Annotated in this window: 13 protein-coding genes; 5 read left to right on the forward strand and 8 right to left on the reverse strand. The window is 43.7% G+C overall.

Going from position 1 to position 18,669, the window contains the following annotated elements; genetic code table 11:
• Positions 1-7: 7 nt before the first annotated feature.
• Positions 8-2,257: a glycoside hydrolase family 3 N-terminal domain-containing protein gene (locus I2F54_RS11905; RefSeq protein WP_195501320.1), complete on the forward strand. Its 2,250-nt coding sequence runs from the start codon at positions 8-10 to the stop codon at positions 2,255-2,257.
• A 129-nt stretch (positions 2,258-2,386) separates the two neighbouring features.
• On the opposite strand, the gene I2F54_RS11910 is transcribed toward I2F54_RS11905, so the two are convergent.
• Positions 2,387-4,462, reverse strand: a complete 2,076-nt coding sequence (locus I2F54_RS11910; protein ID WP_118046278.1) for an RNA degradosome polyphosphate kinase — start codon at positions 4,460-4,462, stop codon at positions 2,387-2,389.
• Between the two features lie 56 nt (positions 4,463-4,518).
• Here I2F54_RS11910 and I2F54_RS11915 point away from each other — a divergent pair, with 56 nt between their 5' ends.
• The 3 genes from I2F54_RS11915 to rfbB all read left to right on the forward strand — a co-directional run bounded on the left by I2F54_RS11915 (position 4,519) and on the right by rfbB (position 7,211).
• Positions 4,519-5,010, forward strand: coding sequence for a metallophosphoesterase family protein (locus tag I2F54_RS11915; RefSeq protein WP_009123234.1), 492 nt, complete (start codon positions 4,519-4,521; stop codon positions 5,008-5,010).
• 134 nt (positions 5,011-5,144) lie between these two features.
• Positions 5,145-6,017, forward strand: a complete 873-nt coding sequence (rfbA, locus tag I2F54_RS11920) for a glucose-1-phosphate thymidylyltransferase RfbA (protein WP_009123236.1) — start codon at positions 5,145-5,147, stop codon at positions 6,015-6,017.
• 54 nt (positions 6,018-6,071) lie between these two features.
• The gene (rfbB, locus tag I2F54_RS11925; protein WP_195501321.1) at positions 6,072-7,211 is read left to right on the forward strand and encodes a dTDP-glucose 4,6-dehydratase; all 1,140 of its coding nucleotides are present in this window, start codon (positions 6,072-6,074) and stop codon (positions 7,209-7,211) included.
• 3 nt (positions 7,212-7,214) lie between these two features.
• Here the strand turns inward: rfbB and menA are convergent, their stop codons facing one another.
• Positions 7,215-8,126, reverse strand: coding sequence for a 1,4-dihydroxy-2-naphthoate octaprenyltransferase (menA, locus tag I2F54_RS11930; protein ID WP_195501322.1), 912 nt, complete (start codon positions 8,124-8,126; stop codon positions 7,215-7,217).
• Positions 8,127-8,233: 107 nt separating this feature from the next.
• On the opposite strand from menA, the gene I2F54_RS11935 reads away from it, so the two are divergent.
• On the forward strand, positions 8,234-9,166 hold the full coding sequence (locus I2F54_RS11935; RefSeq protein ID WP_195501323.1) for a metallophosphoesterase: 933 nt from the start codon (positions 8,234-8,236) through the stop codon (positions 9,164-9,166).
• A gap of 17 nt (positions 9,167-9,183) precedes the next feature.
• Here I2F54_RS11935 and I2F54_RS11940 read toward each other — a convergent pair whose 3' ends face one another.
• From I2F54_RS11940 to I2F54_RS11965, 6 genes are all read right to left on the reverse strand, one after another.
• Positions 9,184-10,791 carry a PCMD domain-containing protein gene (locus I2F54_RS11940; RefSeq protein WP_229097177.1) on the reverse strand — a complete coding sequence of 536 codons (1,608 nt, stop codon included), beginning with the start codon at positions 10,789-10,791 and terminating at the stop codon, positions 9,184-9,186.
• Between the two features lie 2 nt (positions 10,792-10,793).
• A complete protein-coding gene (locus I2F54_RS11945) occupies positions 10,794-11,429 on the reverse strand; it encodes an outer membrane beta-barrel protein (RefSeq protein WP_139259680.1) in 636 nt (211 codons plus the stop codon).
• Between the two features lie 191 nt (positions 11,430-11,620).
• Entirely contained in the window at positions 11,621-12,358 is a 738-nt protein-coding gene (locus I2F54_RS11950) for a hypothetical protein (RefSeq protein WP_195501324.1), read from the reverse strand.
• Positions 12,351-14,567, reverse strand: coding sequence for a DUF4493 domain-containing protein (locus tag I2F54_RS11955; protein WP_195501325.1), 2,217 nt, complete (start codon positions 14,565-14,567; stop codon positions 12,351-12,353). Before I2F54_RS11955 ends, I2F54_RS11950 begins: the two co-directional genes overlap by 8 nt.
• A 6-nt stretch (positions 14,568-14,573) precedes the next feature.
• Entirely contained in the window at positions 14,574-15,806 is a 1,233-nt protein-coding gene (locus tag I2F54_RS11960) for a DUF4493 domain-containing protein (RefSeq protein ID WP_118468128.1), read from the reverse strand.
• A gap of 10 nt (positions 15,807-15,816) precedes the next feature.
• On the reverse strand, positions 15,817-18,501 hold the full coding sequence (locus tag I2F54_RS11965) for a DUF4493 domain-containing protein (RefSeq protein WP_195501326.1): 2,685 nt from the start codon (positions 18,499-18,501) through the stop codon (positions 15,817-15,819).
• Positions 18,502-18,669 lie beyond the last annotated feature (168 nt).

Consider the following 18,669-nt stretch of genomic DNA (forward strand, 5'->3'; position numbering starts at 1 on the left):
TTTATATATGAAACTGACTAATACATTATTTACCGTAGCCGTTGCCGCCTTGTCGCTGACAGCCTGCGGTACAAAAGATACAAATTCTGACTTGGAAATAGAGAATAAAGTGGAAGCCTTGCTCGGCAAGATGACTCTTGAAGAAAAGTTGGGACAGATGAACCAGCTAAGCCCGTGGGATTTCGACGAGCTGGCAGGCAAGGTGCGTAAGGGCGAGGTAGGCTCTATACTGAACTATACCGATTCGGCATTGGTGAACAAGATACAGAGAGTGGCGGTAGAGGAGTCCCGTTTGGGCATTCCCCTGTTGGTATCCCGAGATGTGATACATGGCTATAAGACTATCTTCCCCATTCCGTTGGGGCAAGCCGCCACATTCAATCCTCAGATAGTAGAGCGCGGTGCACGTGTAGCTGCCGTGGAAGCTTCTGCCGATGGTATCCGCTGGACGTTTGCGCCTATGATAGACATTTCACGCGACCCGCGTTGGGGACGCATCGCCGAAAGTTGCGGAGAAGACCCTTATCTGACTTCGGTAATGGGTACGGCAATGATAAAGGGCTTTCAGGGAAGCTCACTGAACAGCCCTACTTCAATGGCAGCATGTGCAAAGCACTTTGTGGCTTATGGCGCTTCCGAAGGCGGTAAGGATTATAATTCTACGTTTGTTCCCGAAAGAGTGTTGCGTAATGTGTATCTTCCCCCTTTCAAGGCCGCAGTAGATGCGGGATGTGCCACTTTCATGACTTCGTTCAATGATAACGACGGCGTGCCGGGTACGGCAAACAAGTTCGTACTGAAAGACATCCTGCGCGATGAATGGAAGTTCGACGGAATGGTAGTGACAGACTGGGCTTCGGCTGCCGAAATGATAAATCACGGCTTCTGCGCAGACGGTAAGGATGCCGCCGAGAAGTCGGTCAATGCCGGGGTGGATATGGATATGGTGAGCGAGACCTTTATCAAGAACCTGAAGCGGTCTTTGGAGGAAAATGTAGTGTCCATGCAGGCGATAGACAATGCGGTGCGTAATATTCTCCGCCTGAAATTCCGTATGGGCTTGTTCGATAATCCTTATATCGCTACACCGCAACGTGTGAAATACGCGGAGGAACATCTGAAGGCCGCAAAAGAAGCTGTAGAACAATCGGTAATTCTCTTGAAGAACAGTAACGGGACACTTCCGCTGACGGATAATGTACGTACGATAGCCGTCGTCGGTCCTATGGCGGACGCTCCGTACGAGCAACTGGGAACATGGGTGTTCGACGGCGAAAAGGAACATACCGTTACCCCGCTGAAGGCCATTAAGGAGATGTACGGCGACAAGGTGAATGTCATATTCGAACCTGCGCTGGCTTATAGCCGCGACAAGGACCGGAGCGGTATTGTGAAAGCCGTAAGCGCGGCACGCCGTGCGGACGCGGTAATTGTTTTTGTAGGAGAGGAGTCTATTCTTTCGGGTGAAGCGCATTCTCTTGCCAACCTCGACCTGCAAGGAGCGCAGAGCGAGCTTATAAAATCATTGTCTGCTGTCGGCAAGCCGTTGGTGACGGTAGTCATGGCAGGTCGCCAGCTCACTATCGGTAAAGAGGTGGAGGCTTCGGATGCTGTGCTTTACTCATTCCACCCGGGTACAATGGGCGGCCCTGCCATTGCCGACATTCTGTTCGGAAAGGTCAATCCCAGTGCAAAGACTCCGGTTACTTTCCCGCGTATGACGGGACAACTACCTATGTATTACGCGCATAATAATACCGGACGTCCTGCCAATCCTACCGAAATGTTGATAGATGAAATTCCTGTTGAGGCGGGGCAGACTTCCGTAGGATGCCGTTCATTCTATCTTGATGCAGGTGATACGCCGTTGTTCCCGTTCGGTTATGGCTTGTCTTACACGACGTTTGAGTATAGTAATCTGAAGTTGGCTTCGGACATGCTTACCGTAGGCGGTGAACTGCTTGTAACAGTGGATTTGAAGAATACGGGGCGGTATGACGGTGTGGAAGTTGTCCAACTGTATATCCAGGATAAGATAGGCTCGGTGACCCGTCCGGTAAAGGAACTCAAGGCTTTTCGCCGTGTGGCACTTAAGGCAGGAGAGTCTACGGTCGTTTCATTCTCCCTGCCTGTTTCCGAGCTTGCCTTTTGGGGGTATGACATGACTTACGGCGTGGAACCGGGTGACTTCAGGTTATGGGTAGGAACAAGCAGTGCCGAGGGGTTGTCTGCCGACTTTACCGTAGCGGCTCGTTGACACGCGCATCGTAGTTCAGGATAACAATAGATAGCACGGTATATGTGCAAAATACAAGTAGCCCTTTACGCTTCCTGAAGTAATATTTTGGAAGCCTGAAGGGCTACTTTACAATGTTGAAGGGGTATGTTATGAGGGGGATTGTCGTTGCTTGTCCCTCAAGTATTCGTAGAAAGTATATTGCGACCGTATCTTCTCCTTTTGCGGACGGGCTGATTTCCAACGGTTATGCAGGCGGTCGTCCACAAAACAGGCCTTGCGCTTGTCCGATAGCTGAATGGAGAGCATATCAGACAGCTCCCGTTTCAAGTCCGGGTCTAAGATAGGAGTTACGGCTTCGATGCGGCGGTATAGGTTGCGGCGCATCCAGTCCGGTGAGCCGAGAAAGAGTTTCGGTTTTCCGCCGTTCCCGAAGTACCATACGCGGGCATGCTCGAGGAAAGTGTCTACGATACGTGTTACACGGATGTTACGGCTGAATTTCCGTCCGGGAATCAGGCAGCAGATACCCCGTACGATAAGGTCTGTCTTGACTCCCGCCTGCGAAGCCTCGTACAGCCGCTCTATCATGGCGGGGTCTTGCAGGGCGTTCATTTTGAGGATAATCCTTCCCTGCTTTCCGCTTTTTGCCAGTTCTATCTCATGGTCGATGAGGCGGTTCAGTTCGGGTATCAGATTGAAACGCGCTACCAGCAGACGGTGGAATACGGGATTTTCCTTACCCTGAAAAGTGCGGAACAGGTTGTGCAAGTCGTTTACGAGCACCGGGTTGCAGGTGAACAGGCCGGAGTCGGCATAGAGCGTGGCTGTTTTCTCATTAAAGTTTCCGGTACTTATATAGGCATAACTGGGCAGTTTGTGTCCTTGCCTGTCGCGGCGCAGCACAAGGGCTACTTTGGCATGTACCTTCAGTCCGGGCAGGCTGAACAGGATATTGATGCCGGCTGCTTTCATCATCTCGGCGGTTGCCAGGTTGTTCTCCTCATCGAAGCGGGCTTTCAGCTCCACGAAAACGGTTACTTTCTTGCCATTCTGCGCAGCGGCTATCAGGGTGTTGATAACAGCGGAGTTTTCCGCGACACGATACTGGGTGACCATAATCTCGCGTACGGTAGGCTCGTGTACGGCTTCGTACAGGAAATGGATGAAGTGCTCGAAAGAGTGGTAGGGATAGTGCAGCAGCAAATCCTTTTTCTCCACATACCGGAAGATGGACTCCCGTTCGTCCAGGCAAGTCAGCTTCATGGGCTGGGGCTTGCGGATGGGGCGTACGGCACTGTTCGGGTTGGGCAGATGCCGCAGGTCTTCCATGTTGAGGTGCTTGTCGCCGGGTACCAGCTCTTGACGGTTGATGCGGAAAGCGTCTACCAGAAAGTCCAGAAAATCGTCGGGCATGGCACGGTCGTATACAAAACGGCAGACTGCTCCTATCTTGCGCTTTTTAACCTTACTCTTTACCTGCTCTATAATCTCGGATGTATTGGCCGATTCATCTATCAGTATATCCGCATCTCGTGAAATCTTGATGCAATAACTGCTGTCTACGTCATAACCGGGAAAAATCGTATCGATATTGGCCTTGATAATGTCCTCGATGAACATCAGGTAATAGTTCTTTTCATGCTTGGGCAGTTCGATGAAGCGGGGCACTTTACTGTAGGGCAGCTTCATGACGAAGTATTGTATACGGTTGGGATCGTCCGAGGGCACACCTTTTAAATAGAGGCGTACGGCCAGATACAGACGGTTGTCGCGCAAGAATGATATGACTTTGTCCTTGCTGACGGGCACGGGAGTGAGATATGGAAAGATTTCTTCCCGGAAGAAGCGTCTCAGGAATTCTTTATGGAAAGGCTCTACGTTACGGCTCTGATAAAAAATGATGTGCTGTTGCCGCAGTGCGGGCAGTATCTTCTGTTCATAGATGCGGATACGCTCTTCCAGCTGGCGGTTTACTTCCTCGTTGATTTCGGCTACCAGCTGCATGGCAGACTGTACGCTCTCTTCATCGCTATGCGCGGCGCCGGTGGCGATGGCCTTATGGTCGGCTACACGTATTTTGTAGAACTCTTCCAGGTTGGACGAGTATATGGATATAAAGTTGATGCGCTCGTACAGCGGCAGTGTGTCGTCTTCTGCTTCCAGGAGTACCCGGTAGTTGAATGACAGCCAACTGATGTCGCGCTTGAAATATCTGCTCTCCATAAGATTAGGTTTATTTTCCAAATATAGCTACCTTTGCAGATATAAACAAAGGAAAGATGACAAAAGTTGGTTTACTGTCGGATACGCACGGATATTGGGATGAGAAGTACTTGCAATACTTCGAGCCGTGTGACGAAATATGGCATGCGGGTGATATCGGTACATTGGAAGTTGCGCGGAAACTGGCGGCTTTCCGTCCGTTTCGCGCGGTGTACGGCAACATAGACGGACAAGACCTGCGTCAGCTTTATCCCCAGGTGCTCCGTTTTACGGTAGACGGTGCCGAGGTGCTGATGAAACATATCGGCGGTTATCCCGGCAAGTACGATCCGTCCGTACAGGGAAGCATTCTGGTACGTCCGCCCAAGCTGTTCGTCAGCGGGCATTCGCACATATTAAAGGTGAAGTTCGACAAGACACTGGGCATGCTTCATATAAACCCCGGTGCGGCAGGTATTTACGGTTTTCACAAGGTGCGTACGATGGTGCGTTTCGTTATAGACGGCGGTGTGTTTAAAGACCTTGAAGTCATAGAGCTTGCAGGCTGATTTTGACTGTATAATTTTGCCATGTCAGAACTTTTTCTGAACTTTGCACCTTGAATAGCAACGAGAGCCGTGGGGCATTGTCCTCCTTCTTATTTTATTCTACATTTGAAGTCAATCCAATAAAGAACTGAAATATGAAAGGAATTATTCTTGCAGGTGGCAGCGCCACTCGTCTCTATCCATTGTCCAAGGCTATCTCCAAGCAGATTATGCCTGTCTACGACAAGCCCATGATTTACTACCCCCTTTCCACTTTGATGCTGGCGGGAATACGTGAAGTGCTGATTATCTCCACTCCGCGCGACTTACCCATGTTTCGCGATTTGTTAGGAACGGGCGAGGAGCTTGGCATGTCTTTTTCTTATAAGGTACAGGAGAATCCCAACGGATTGGCGCAGGCCTTTGTGCTCGGAGCGGAGTTTCTGAACGGTGAGCCGGGATGCCTTATTCTGGGTGACAATATGTTCTATGGTCAGGGCTTTTCCGCCATGTTGAAGCGTGCCGCTTCCATCGAGAAAGGCGCGTGTATCTTCGGTTATTATGTAAAAGACCCGCGTGCGTATGGCGTGGTGGAGTTCGATGCCGACGGTAAGGCCATTTCTTTGGAAGAGAAGCCTGCACAGCCCAAGAGCAATTATGCGGTTCCCGGTTTATACTTCTATGACTCCACAGTGACGGAAAAAGCCGCCGCTTTGAAACCGTCCGCCCGCGGTGAATATGAAATTACCGACCTCAATCGTCTTTATCTGGAAGAAGGTACGCTGAAAGTAGAGCTTTTCGGCCGTGGTTTCGCCTGGCTTGATACGGGTAACTGCGACAGTCTGCTCGAAGCCAGCAATTTCGTTGCTACCATACAGAACCGTCAGGGATTCCGTGTGAGCTGTATCGAGGAGATAGCATGGCGCAAAGGATGGATAGATGTAGACCAGCTCCATCGCCTCGGTGAACAACTGGGCAAGACGGAATATGGCAAGTATTTGATGGAACTTGCGGACTCGTACCGCTGACAAGAAGCATGTGACTTCTCTATTTCTTAATTTTTAATTCTCAATTTTTAATTTATGAAGACTTATCTTGTAACCGGCGCTGCCGGATTTATCGGAGCTAATTATATAAAGTATATTCTGGCGAAGCACGATGATATAAGAGTTGTGATATTGGACGCCTTGACTTACGCCGGAAATCTGGGTACTGTTGCCAAAGATATTGATGATGAACGTTGTTTTTTCGTTAAAGGCGATATCTGTGACCGCATTCTTGCCGATGAACTGTTTGCGAAATATAAATTCGATTATGTGGTGAACTTTGCAGCAGAAAGCCATGTAGACCGCAGTATCGAGAATCCTCAGCTTTTCCTTATGACTAATATTCTGGGTACTCAGAATCTGCTGGATGCCGCTCGTCGTGCGTGGGTAACGGGAAAGGACGAATCCGGTTATCCTATCTGGCGTAACGGAGTGCGCTATCATCAGGTGTCTACGGACGAAGTTTACGGTTCACTGGGAGCGGAAGGTTTCTTCACGGAGAATACGCCGCTGTGTCCGCATAGTCCGTACAGTGCGTCTAAGACCAGTGCCGATATGGTGGTGATGGCCTATCATGATACCTATAAAATGCCGGTTACCATTACCCGCTGTTCCAATAACTACGGCCCGTATCACTTCCCCGAAAAACTGATTCCGTTGATTATAAAGAATATCCTTGAGGGTAAGAACCTTCCTGTATACGGTGACGGCAGCAATGTACGCGACTGGCTGTACGTGGAAGACCATTGCAAAGCCATCGACCTCGTTGTGCGCAAAGGCGTAGAGGGTGAGGTTTATAATGTAGGCGGCCATAACGAAAAGACCAATCTGGAGATTGTGAAACTGACTATCGCCACTATCCGCCGTCTGATGGAAGAAGAACCGAAATATCGCGCAGTCTTGAAAAAACAAGTGAAAGACGCCGACGGACAGATTGACATCAGCTGGATAAACGAAGAGTTGATAACGTTCGTGAAAGACCGTTTAGGTCACGACCAGCGTTATGCCATCGACCCCACCAAGATAACGGACGCCTTAGGCTGGTATCCCGAAACAAAATTTGAAGTCGGTATCGTTAAGACCATCGAATGGTATCTGAATAATCAGGACTGGGTGGAAGAGGTGACCAGCGGCGATTATCAGAAGTACTACGAAAGAATGTACGGAAAGAAATAATCGTTACTGAATAAAGGCAAGGCTCAGCAGCAGGCCAAAGAACAGCATATTACGTGAGGTCTCACCTAATATGCTGTTCAGTTTTTTACCGCTTCGTATTGCTGCCATTTTACGCCATGTCAGTACGTGCAGGTACAGGTAGACACAGGGAGCCCAGATGAAAGCAAGCGGTTCTATTTTATCGTTGTAAACAAACCACAGGCTGAGCAAGGCGGTTGCTATGCCTAATCCCAGATACAGGTAACGGCCGAAAGGTTCGCCGAAGCGGACAATCAGTGTGCGCTTGCCGCTGAGAGCATCCTGTTCCCGGTCGCGGTAGTTGTTTACGACCAGTAAGGTGTCTATTACCAGGCCGCAGATGAGCGAGGCTACCCATACGTCGGCCGTAATGATATGGGCTTGTACGTAGTAAGTTCCGCCTACGGGGATGAAGCCGAAGAAAACCAATACGAGTAGGTCGCCCCATCCTTGATAGGAGAGGATGGTGGTATATAAGAATGCGAATATTACGCAGAGCAGCCCTAACAGTATCAGTTCCCAGCCGCCGTGGGGTAAGCGTCCCCAACATTGTTGCAGCAGGGCGCAACCCATGAGGCAGGAGAATATAAGCGTTCCTGCTATTCCTCGTTTCATGGCTATGGGGGTAATCCAGCCTTGTGCACAGGCGCGTTCGGGGCCGAGGCGGTCTGCACGGTCGCTGCCTTTCAGATAATCGTAAAGGTCGTTGATGAAGTTGGCGGCAATCTGCATGCCGCAGGCGAACAATACGCATAGCAGTGCCGGTATGATGTCGAATTTTCCATCGGCGAATGCCAGTGAAGAGCCTATCAGTACGGGAATGACAGCTCCCGTCAATGTCTTGGGACGGGCGGCGAGTATCCATGCGTAGAACGAGTTGGTCGTTATTGCTTTCATGTTGTTCTTTTAGAAAGTTATACCACAAAGATAGTTAAAGGATTTGTTATCTTTGCACTACTGTTCGGGTAAAATTATTCATTGTATCAAACAATAAAGATAAGTCTATGGGTCAGGTGTTGTGTTATAGAGGGTGTAAGAGCCTGTTGTTTTTTTCTGTTTTGGGATTGCTGTTCTTTTCTTCGTGTCAGTCTACGCGGAGTTTTACCTCACCTCTCCCTGAAGAGTATTCCATTCGGATGTCCAAGTCTTCGGCATCCGGATATAAGAATGTGAAGCGTGTCAGGAAGTATGAGTTTGCACACCGTGATGTACCTGCCGCGTTTGACGGATGCAGGCTGGGGTTTGTTTCCGATTTGCATTACCGGAGTTTGTTGAAGGAGAAAGGATTGAGGGATATAACCCGCCTGCTGAATGATTTGCGTCTCGATGCTCTGCTGATAGGCGGTGATTTGCATGAAGGTTGTGAGTATGTTCCGGATGTCATTGCGGCATTGGGAGCTGTGAAAACGCCTTTGGGGACTTATGCCGTTCTTGGAAACAATGATTATGAAGCTTGTTATCATGATATCCTGAAGGAAATGGAACGTCAAGGTATTCACTTACTGGAGCATAAAGCCGATACTCTGAAACGAAACGGTGGGCGGATTGTGATAGCCGGAGTACGCAATCCTTTCAACCTTGGACAGAACGGGCAGTCGCCTACGCTTTCGCTCTCTCCCGATGACTTCGTTATATTGCTTTCGCATACTCCCGACTATGCCGAGGATGTTCCTGTTACCAATACCGACCTCGTGCTTGCCGGACATACGCATGGCGGACAGGTTACTTTATTCGGACTGTATGCTCCTGTCATTCCGTCTCGTTACGGGCAGCGTTTCCTTACCGGGTTGGGGTATAACTCAAATAATACGCCGATTATCGTTACTAATGGTATCGGTACATCCCGTAAGAACGTACGTTTGTTTGCGCCGAGCGAGGTGGTGGTGATAACGCTGCGGCGGTTTGTTAATATAGAACACACCATGCATTATGAGTGAATACACGGTGTGTTTATTTAGTAATCGTATTCTAAACTGAAATCGTCTACATAAAGTAAAGCTCCAGGTCCACCTACAAAGAAATCACCAAATTTACTGGCAGAGCAAACGAGAACTAAATAAGTAGGAACCCGACTTGTGTCCCGATAGTCCAAAGTCAGTTCGAATGACTTATATTCTGTGACTGTTTCGCCACTATAAAATTCTGCATAGGCAATGACACCCGGATCATTCTTGTTGAATACAGATAAATCAGAGGGTTTGGTACGTATCTCTAAAGGTTCTTTCCAATCTGTCAGCGCTATATAGATAGCACAAGTGTCCGGCTTTTCTTTCAAATGTTCATATCCGGAAGATACATAAGATATTGGGGCTGTAGAGTATTTGTAATGTCCTTTTAGTTTGGTCGGCCGAGCTGTAAAAGGTTTCCCGAAATCAAGTACTCCATTCGTTCCTTCAGTTCTGATATATTCTCCAATGAATAAATTACCGGCAGCAAACTTGCCAATACTGCCGAGACCTATAAATTTGGATTCAAGTCTGGCCGCTTTTCCTTTACCATTCCAAGTGTCATCAGTCGGTTGAGTGTTACTATCTCCCATTGTAGTGGCGCCTTTATTTCCAGTATCCCAAATAGGAGTACCGTTTATAGCCCAAGGATTCCAAACTTTATCTACTTGATGCCATTCGTCGAAAGAACCGCCCGGCAGTGTAACGGGTTCACTTGTAGTAAAAGATACTTCTTCTCCGTAGTCACTACCCGAATAAGCACGGTAAACATAGGTTGTGTTAGACTTCAATCCTGAAAGACGTGCAGTTAATTCTCCGTCATCGTCGTTTACATTTTCGGCTGCTATGACCTTCCATTCTGAAGAATCTGCAGGTTTATATTCAAATCCATTGTTGGCGCCTTCTTCACCATTACCATGAAGCCATGCCACATTGACCCATGCGTCAGCTTCGCCGGTTGCCACACTTTTATCACTTCTAGATATGGAGATAGTCCATTTCTCTTCAATGTCATGGTAGCGTACTATCACGGTCTTTGGAAAAGAAAAATCAAGGGCAGTGTTTAATGGAATCTCTACCTCGTTTCCTGATGGATCTAAGAAAGTCTGGGTTGAGATTTCGGCCGGACCTAATTTGATATCTGATATATATACGTTCTTTTGGCTGGCCGTTTTAGCAACTTCGGCAGTGATTTCATGTGTCTTGCTATTGATTTTAGGTTTACCGAACTGATTCTTGATTGTCAATTTTCTTTCAATTGTCTGACTTGCTTGGATTGTCCATTCATAGTCTTGATATAAAGATATAGTATACTTCTTGGGTGAAGATAAGTCAATAACTGTTGCAGAGTCCAATGGAGCTTCTACACCTTCGGTCACCTTACACTGTTTGACTACTACCTCTTTTAAATTGATAGTCTCTTTTAACGGTACAGTGACAGTACGAGTTACCTTATCGATAATTGTACTTCCTTCCTGTCCTTCTACTTCAAATGTAAGTATCTGAAGTGAGATGACCGGGTAGGGAATATCATTGCTGATACAGGAAATATTGATTTGCATACAAGATAGGAAACAAATCAATATGAGGCTGATATTTAGAATTCTTCTCTTCATAATTATAAATATGCAACAATACCTATGCTTATATTCAGTATATTAATTTTGAAATTCGCGCCACTTGATTTTCTCCAACCGGAACTTTCTCCATTGGTGGTTTGATTTTCTTCCCTATATTTGAATCCTGCCACTCCGAATGAAAGTTCTGCACTGATATTCTCCATAATAAATACTGTAGCTCCCGGATTTAATCCGATGTGCACTTCACGAATACGTGTTTGAGTATCTTTAAAATTTTCTTCACTACCACGTTTGTAACGTGAACTGCCTGTGTTGAATGAGAGAGAGGTTTCATTGAAAAGCCCAAAACGTTTTCCCCTGTCCAGCCCTACGTATGAACGATAGAAAACGGTGGTACTTAGCAAGTGCTCGTCAAAAGACATGTTTTTTAGTGAGAAGCTTAAGTCATCATCTATATCCAAACTTATATTTCCTAAATTGGCGTATACGTTTTGGTATCCAAATTTAATACCGATACAAATGTTTTCTTTAATGAAGTAGCCAACAAAAGGATTGATCGTGAATAACTTCGCTTTACAATCAAAATCTTTCAATAGTGATAAGAATTGAGTATCTTCACTGTCGTATCCGGCATAGGATACGGTTAAGCCAGTCATCCATGTTTTTCGTTTCACGAACAAATGGTTCACAATTCCTCTGTCGAACCTTCCTAAAAATCTCTTTTCAGAGATTGTATCTGATACATTGGTTATCTTATGGTCATCTGCTATCCTTAAAGTGTCGGTTTGAGCATATAAAGGAAAAGCAAGACAGACTAGGCAAGTGCAACACAATATTCTGATATATGTATTCATTGGCTGTATTCTTATAAATAAAAAGCAATCCCCATTCCAATAGAGAATATATTGATTCTAAAATTGATGGAACTGGAAGATTGATTAGCGATATGTATCTGATCGGTTACCTGACGGGTATGCCCATAATTGAGACCTAATACACCAATATTCACTTCCACTGCCGTATAATTGTTTATGAAAGCTACTAATCCCGGAGCTACTCCTAACTCTACACTGTACTTTTTACTGAATGTACCGGTAAGATCATCTCCTTTACCATTTATGAATTTAGACTGTCCGCCTTCAAACGTTAGCTGGGTTTCTGCAAATAAAGCGAATCGTCTGCTGTTACCCAGGCTGATATAATTTCTAAACATAGCCATACCGGAATAACTGTGGCTCAAAGAATAAACATCGTTCAAGTTAAAACTTAAGTCTTCACCTATTTCCAAATCCATCTGGTTGATTTTGGTCAGCGAACGTTTATAACCGAAACGTCCGCCTGCAGCCATATTATCTGCAAAAGCATAACATAATAATGGACTGATTTTGAAAGTGTATCCATCTCCAGACACAGATTCTATTACAAGAAAATTATAATCTTTCTGTTCGGACTGTGAATAAGAGATTGAACTGCCCACGATCCATTGACCTTTGGGTACAAACTTATGCATCGTTATATTTCTCATTCCCTGAGCATTTATTGTCGGAATTATGCTACATAGCAGACCAATGAGAAATATAAACTTTATTATTAGTTTAATCATTATTATAAATCAATTCTAAGTCGTCTAACCATAATGTACTACCGGTACCACCGGTAAAGTAATCACCGTATCGGCTGGAAGTTGCTACCAGAATGATATATTTGGCTTTACGATTTGTATCTTTGTATTTTAACTCTATTTCAAAAGGTATCATACCATCCCCCTCTGTTGCTTCCGGGAAAATAATCTCTCCATAGGCAATGACATTTGGCCCTGTTTTGTCGAAAAACTTTTTAGCAGAAGTGTCTACCAGAAATGGAACATTATTGTCACCGGTTCCGTCTTCCGGCCAGTCACCAATAGCTACATAAACATATCCGTTGTCCATATCGCCTTTTTTTACATAATCTAAATCGGAATAATTTATGGCAACGGGATTGTATTTGGCATATCCTACTAATTTATCCGGGCGGGCAGCGTGTGGACGCCCAAAACCTATTTGCGCACCGCTTGTTCCGATAGTTTTGATATATTTGCCCACAAAGGCATTACCAGCTGCAAATTTGCCGATAGAACCTAAACCGACAAAGGCGGATTTCATCTTGATAGAACGTGTGCCGGTTGTTCCCGGTGCTCTCAACGACTCGTCATAAGTAGTGACATTATCGTTAGCAGACAGGGTTGTGGACCCCCAGTTACCACTATCCCAATACATATCGTCTCCACTTTTGTATAAGAGTAGGGGCTTGTCCGGTTGCGACCAATCCTCAAAGCCGGAGTTCTTAAGTTGGATTGTTCGTTCCGTGGTGAATGTATAGGTTGGCGATTCACTGCTTTGACCTGAGCACCATGCTCGATATTCGTAAGTTGTACCAGGGGTAAGTCCTGTGATAAGTGCGGACATTTTACTTTGGTTGTTTTCTTCAATTGTGGCAACAGCTTTATCCCATTCATTTTCACTGCCTAATACTCTATATTCAAAAGCCAAATCTTTTGATTCCGCTGCGTCATAGGCCGTTTTGTTGACATTTGCTTCTACTGTAACTCTATGTGCCCAAACGGCATAGTCATTTACCAATTCTGTGGTTACAATAGCATTCGATACTAAAATACGTAAATTTGCCGTACGATATTTACCATTGGCATCGGTTGCTTTTATAACTACCAGATAATCTCCCCCTTTGTCTTCTTCTCCTTCTTTTTTTGCGAAAGCGGCAAAAAATGCAGCCTTAAAAGTCATTTTAACAATAGAGTTGGTAGTCTCTTCGTCATAGTAATTTGCAAAAGTAACCTTATCTTTGATAGTTTCTTTGACATTATCCGCCATCGTCAGTACGTCAATAGAGCTTGATTTTAAGCCTACCTTTGAAATAAATTCCGGGCATGTTAGTGTTAAACTTTTAAGTTCCGAAGTAGTAAGAACAAATACGTCTACATCTTTTCCGGAATCGTCAAGAGCAAAGTTAACAGGGTCATTTAAGGAGTGAAAAACACCATTTTCATATCGTTCTATACGAGGTTGCCGGCTAATCCCTATATTCCATGCTTTTAACATAGGCTCTTCGGCTACATTCAAGGTTATGGCCATACCGCCATCTTGTGGGTCTAATTCTTCGTAATCAAAAGTCAGAGTATATTTGGTAGATATTTTTATATCTTTCAATGTGCCTTCTTTAGTGTAGGAAATATCATCTACTGTCACTGCTTCGACTTTCCAGTCCAGTTCCGTTTCTCCTGTAGGAAGCATAAAATAACCAGTCAGTTCCGGATGCTCTTTATCAAATTCCAAAGCTCCTCTTGACATGGATACGGTTACTTTACTGCTTTTAAACTTTGCAGCAGCTACTTCTGTATAAGCTGTGGTTACCACAGTGTTCTGTACATAGAGAGGAAGAGTAATGGGGGTCGTTTGATTTCGTTTAATCTCAAAGTCCATAGAACCACTATAATAAGGTGCATCATATGCCGCATCTACTTTGATGCCGGCTGACCCGCTTATTGTATACATGCCTGTGACTAATTCTAGACTTGAAGGTACAGTGCTGATTCCTTCGTACTCCCGGATTAGTTTACTATCGCTATTACGAAGTTTGACGACACAGCCGTTATTGAGTTCATCAAGCGTTGGCAGAGTGCGGGTAGTAGAAGGAACACTTGCCCCCATCTTAACCGATAAGGCTAAAATTCCATTGCCGTTCAATTCTTCTTCACTACAAGAAGTCAGACAGCATAGAACGCATAATAAGATATATAAAAATAGCTTTTTCATATTTTATTAGTTGCCGGTAATCAATGTCAACGTTTCTTCTGTTACCACGTTGTTTTGATCAACTGCTTTGATTATGAACTTGTGCGTACCGGAACCTAAACCGGCAAGCAATGGAACGAAAGTTGTAATATTGAATTCTAATGATTTCTGTCCGATTACCTGATCTGCAACAGGGAATCCTAAACTACCTAATCCTTCTTGCAATTCTTCCGGATAAGCAAGATCAAAGCTCTTTTTCAAGCCTACTCCGGCCAATTCGTCTTCGGTAAGAACTTCCGAGTCAATCGTCACATACAAATGTGTCAAACGATTAGAAGCAGTAATATCCACTACACACGTCAGTTGGCCACTGGAAGGAACTTTTTGGGCTTCTTTTATATCAAAACCACGCCCTGTAATAGTAGGCTTAGTTTTATCTTCTTCTTCATCTTCATCATCAGGGATTGTTTCCTCACCAGCTATGATGTTATAATTTTTATCAATAATTGTCACACTTAAATCTACTTTCATTTTTAAAGATACCAAACCGGAATCTTCGATAACATCTTCACTCACATTTGTTAATGTAAAGTTAATGTTCACTGCACTGCCTGATGTCGCAGAGTATGTTTTAGTAAAGTTTTCTTTATAGGTATCCACTGTACCGTCAAAGATTACATAGACCACTGTAATTTCACCTTTTGCAGGTGCAAAATAGATAGGATTGTTGATGGCCTCTTCAATATCTGAATAAGTATGGGAGTTCTCTCCAACAACTATGGTAACGGTAACATCTGTCCCCAAAAATTTTTTAAGGGCTTCATCGAAAGTAACCACCGCTTTTATGTTTTTCATTTCACATGTAATCGGTTTTACTTCTGTAATAGCACTTGGCTTAATACTGAAGACTTCCGAAGTCCCTTCAAAATATGCTTTCGTATCCACCTGTTTTAATTGATGGGACATTGCTTTGATATAATAATCACCGGATAATACACTGATTAAGTCCGGCATATCTTTATAAGTCCATGATTCTACTAAACTATTGTCTTTTGTGTATAATGAAATAATATATTCATCGGTATTTGTAACAGAACGTGCTGTAGGAGCTTCTGTTACTTGTACGTTTAAAAGTTCTTTTAAACGTATATCCACCATTTGAGGATAGCCTCCTTCTGTATATTCTACTTTTTCTCTATCACATGCAATAAAACTGATTAGAATACAGCATAAATAAAAAAAGGTGTATAGTTTCTTCATATCTATATAATTAATAGATTAATTCAATATCGTCAATATATAATTCGGAGCCGGTAACACAGGCTTGGTTTTTATATTCTAAATATCCAATATCATAGTGGCTAATATTGGTATTCTCGTAATTCTGATCCATATTCTTTCCAGCAATTGAAGAGCAAAACATGACGCAAATTGATGTTGGCTTTTTGCAATTATTAGGGTATGAGAATGGTATAGTCATAGTCATGGTATTGGCGCTTGTTGAGGTGTCATCTATGTCTTGTTCTTTCTCAAAGAGAATCTCATCATTACTTTTTAAAATAATTTTGATATACCCTTTGTCTTTTGACGCATCTGTTTTAGCGATATATTTGTATTTGAAAGTCATCTTTGCAGGACGGGCTGTAAAAGTATAACCTTCTGTGTATATTTCGTTCCCAGAATTATAAGAATAACTTCCTAGAAATAATCTGCCAGCAGAATATTGTAATGTTCCTGGAGATTGTAATTTTGCATAACCGGGAAAATCTTCATAAGAGTTGGTATTAGAAACGCCTGTACCTATTGTTCCTGTAGGGTTAATTTTTGTTCCATTATCATTCCAACCAACATTTCGTAGCAAAACACATGTATTTGCTAAAGTAGATTGAACTGTTGAAGGAACAATGTACCATGTATTACTTATAGTAGGAGAGGATGGCATTGTTTTACTATTAACACTGCACCAACCTTGTGGCTCTTTTGTAGATATTGTAATGCTTTGGTAGGTTTCCTTAGTTGTCCATGCACCATTTCCCCAAGGGACTCCTATTGTTCTTTTTGCCCAAGCTCCGCCTTTATTAATAGTTGTACCGTTATATAGACCTGAACTCCATTCTCCTTCAAAATTCCAATTCGGTAACTGCTCTGCATATTCAGTTATTAACCGATAAGATGTTTGATAAGTGATTTCACCGCCTTCATTGCAAATACCTACTATATTATACTCCGTTCCGGGCTCTCGTTTTGTCCACAAATAAGTATTCTCTTTCTTTGTGGTTTCTATTTCCGAATCATTGTATTTAAGTGTTAAGAATTTTAATACAGCATTTTGTTCTTCTTGAGTGTTGGCTTTTACCTGTAAAGTTGCTTTCCGTGCCCAGATGTCATTCTCATCAGCCGTAATAGTAAATTCCGGTATATGGTAGCTCAATGTCTGTTCTTCAGAGATTTTACTACCATATCGTGCGCGTACTACTAAGTTTCTATGTACTTCGGGCAACTTCTTGATTTTTACTTTATGTTTTTTGACCTCTTCTGTATTATCGCTTACCCATTCGGTGGTAGCTTTTACCCATTCGCTCGCTTCATTTTTGTATTCAAAGATAACATTATTAACATCCTGTTCTCCTGTAATGCCGGATGTTAAGAGGTTAATTTCTGCTTCGGCTTCAGTGCTTCCAATAAGTACCGTTTTGGCAATCGCAGGGAATGAGAATTGATTGCTTTGCAAAGTAGTAGTAAAGGAAAGTTCCGTTTCATGTACTACACCTCGTTTATCCACCGCACGTAGAGTAAACTTACTGGATTCGTCATTATCTCCGGTACATACCATATTCATTATTAATTGTGTAAAATCAATCAATGCCAACCGTTCTATCTTTCCATCCTCCAGTCCGAGAAGACGTAGTCCTTTGTCTACTACTTTCTGTTTCATCGCTTTGGCGGCATCACTTGTAGGCACAAGCTTCACTAAACCATCTATTCCTACTGCTTCAGAATTCAAATAAGGAGATTCTATAAGTAAATCACACTCTCTGATACCTGCACGGGCATTTAAAGTAACTTTCATTGATTCCGGCTGAGAACCTTCACGTAAGGTAATAGTTTGACCGTTATCAAAACCTTGCGCAGTAAATTCCGGAGCTTTTAAATTGAGCGATGCGTCCGAAATATCTATTGTTACAACCTCTTCGGATTTGACGGTATTATAGATAATGTTCAATGTTCCACTTCCCGTATCACCACCATTTACATCGACCTGAATAATGTAGTGCTGGCGTGCTTCGGTCTCATCAATATCCAGTAGTCTTAAAGTTTGTCCTATACCATTTTGTTTTTTTACTTTTGCTTCAAGTTGTAAACTGCCGGGCTTTAAATAGACAGGCCGTTGGTCGTCTTTTGCAATATCAATAGTTGTGCCGGTGTTTGAACGGGCCTGCATCTCAAATGTTGTAAAATACTTCTGAACAGCTTCTGAACAAATCACGGTAAGCTGTACATTGGCTATGTAGCAGGTGATGTCAGCAGTGGTATTCTGATTCTCAAGGATCTGGATATTTGTACTTCCTTCATAGTAGGCAGCATTAAATCCTTCTTTCTTTTCGTCACCATAGTAGGCCTTCAGCGTGTAATTGCCAATAGCTATTTTTTCTCCTTCTTTAAAGTCTGCATAAGAATCCCAATGCTTCACTTCTGCCTTTTCATTGGATAAAGATAATGAAAATGATGACGCTTCCGGTACTTCTTCCATACGGGTGGTCGTAATAGCCGATTGCTTATCGGATTGACCGCGTGTATCGGATGAACTGCCTACTTCTATCATGCTTGGATTAGCGGATAGTTGTATGTTCATTGTGCCATAACCTGTAGCATGTCTTTCGTCTTGTTCGCATCCCGCGAATAAAACTGATATTATGGCAAACAGAGTTAAAATAGTTGTGTATTTTTTGCCCATTGACAATACTTAATTATCTTTTTTACCTATTAAAACTTGAAACTGGGTGCAAAGATACTGTTTTTTGGCAATAAAATAACCGTGTAAAGCTCTATTTTACAGCGATAAATGAAAAATGGGACATCATTTGTCCCATTTCCTACAAAAAAAGAAAAGTTGATTAATGTA

Origin of the sequence: Bacteroides clarus (assembly GCF_015555825.1) — a bacterium.
GTDB classification, from domain to species: domain Bacteria; phylum Bacteroidota; class Bacteroidia; order Bacteroidales; family Bacteroidaceae; genus Bacteroides; species Bacteroides clarus.

Coding starts and splice junctions, on each gene's coding strand:
- I2F54_RS11905 (WP_195501320.1), top strand. CDS start 8: ATGAAACTGACTAATACATTATTTACCGTAGCCGTTGCCGCCTTGTCG.
- I2F54_RS11915 (WP_009123234.1), top strand. CDS start 4,519: ATGACAAAAGTTGGTTTACTGTCGGATACGCACGGATATTGGGATGAG.
- I2F54_RS11950 (WP_195501324.1), bottom strand. CDS start 12,358: ATGATTAAACTAATAATAAAGTTTATATTTCTCATTGGTCTGCTATGT.
- I2F54_RS11965 (WP_195501326.1), bottom strand. CDS start 18,501: ATGGGCAAAAAATACACAACTATTTTAACTCTGTTTGCCATAATATCA.
- I2F54_RS11955 (WP_195501325.1), bottom strand. CDS start 14,567: ATGAAAAAGCTATTTTTATATATCTTATTATGCGTTCTATGCTGTCTG.
- rfbA (WP_009123236.1), top strand. CDS start 5,145: ATGAAAGGAATTATTCTTGCAGGTGGCAGCGCCACTCGTCTCTATCCA.
- rfbB (WP_195501321.1), top strand. CDS start 6,072: ATGAAGACTTATCTTGTAACCGGCGCTGCCGGATTTATCGGAGCTAAT.
- I2F54_RS11940 (WP_229097177.1), bottom strand. CDS start 10,791: ATGAAGAGAAGAATTCTAAATATCAGCCTCATATTGATTTGTTTCCTA.
- menA (WP_195501322.1), bottom strand. CDS start 8,126: ATGAAAGCAATAACGACCAACTCGTTCTACGCATGGATACTCGCCGCC.
- I2F54_RS11960 (WP_118468128.1), bottom strand. CDS start 15,806: ATGAAGAAACTATACACCTTTTTTTATTTATGCTGTATTCTAATCAGT.
- I2F54_RS11910 (WP_118046278.1), bottom strand. CDS start 4,462: ATGGAGAGCAGATATTTCAAGCGCGACATCAGTTGGCTGTCATTCAAC.
- I2F54_RS11935 (WP_195501323.1), top strand. CDS start 8,234: ATGGGTCAGGTGTTGTGTTATAGAGGGTGTAAGAGCCTGTTGTTTTTT.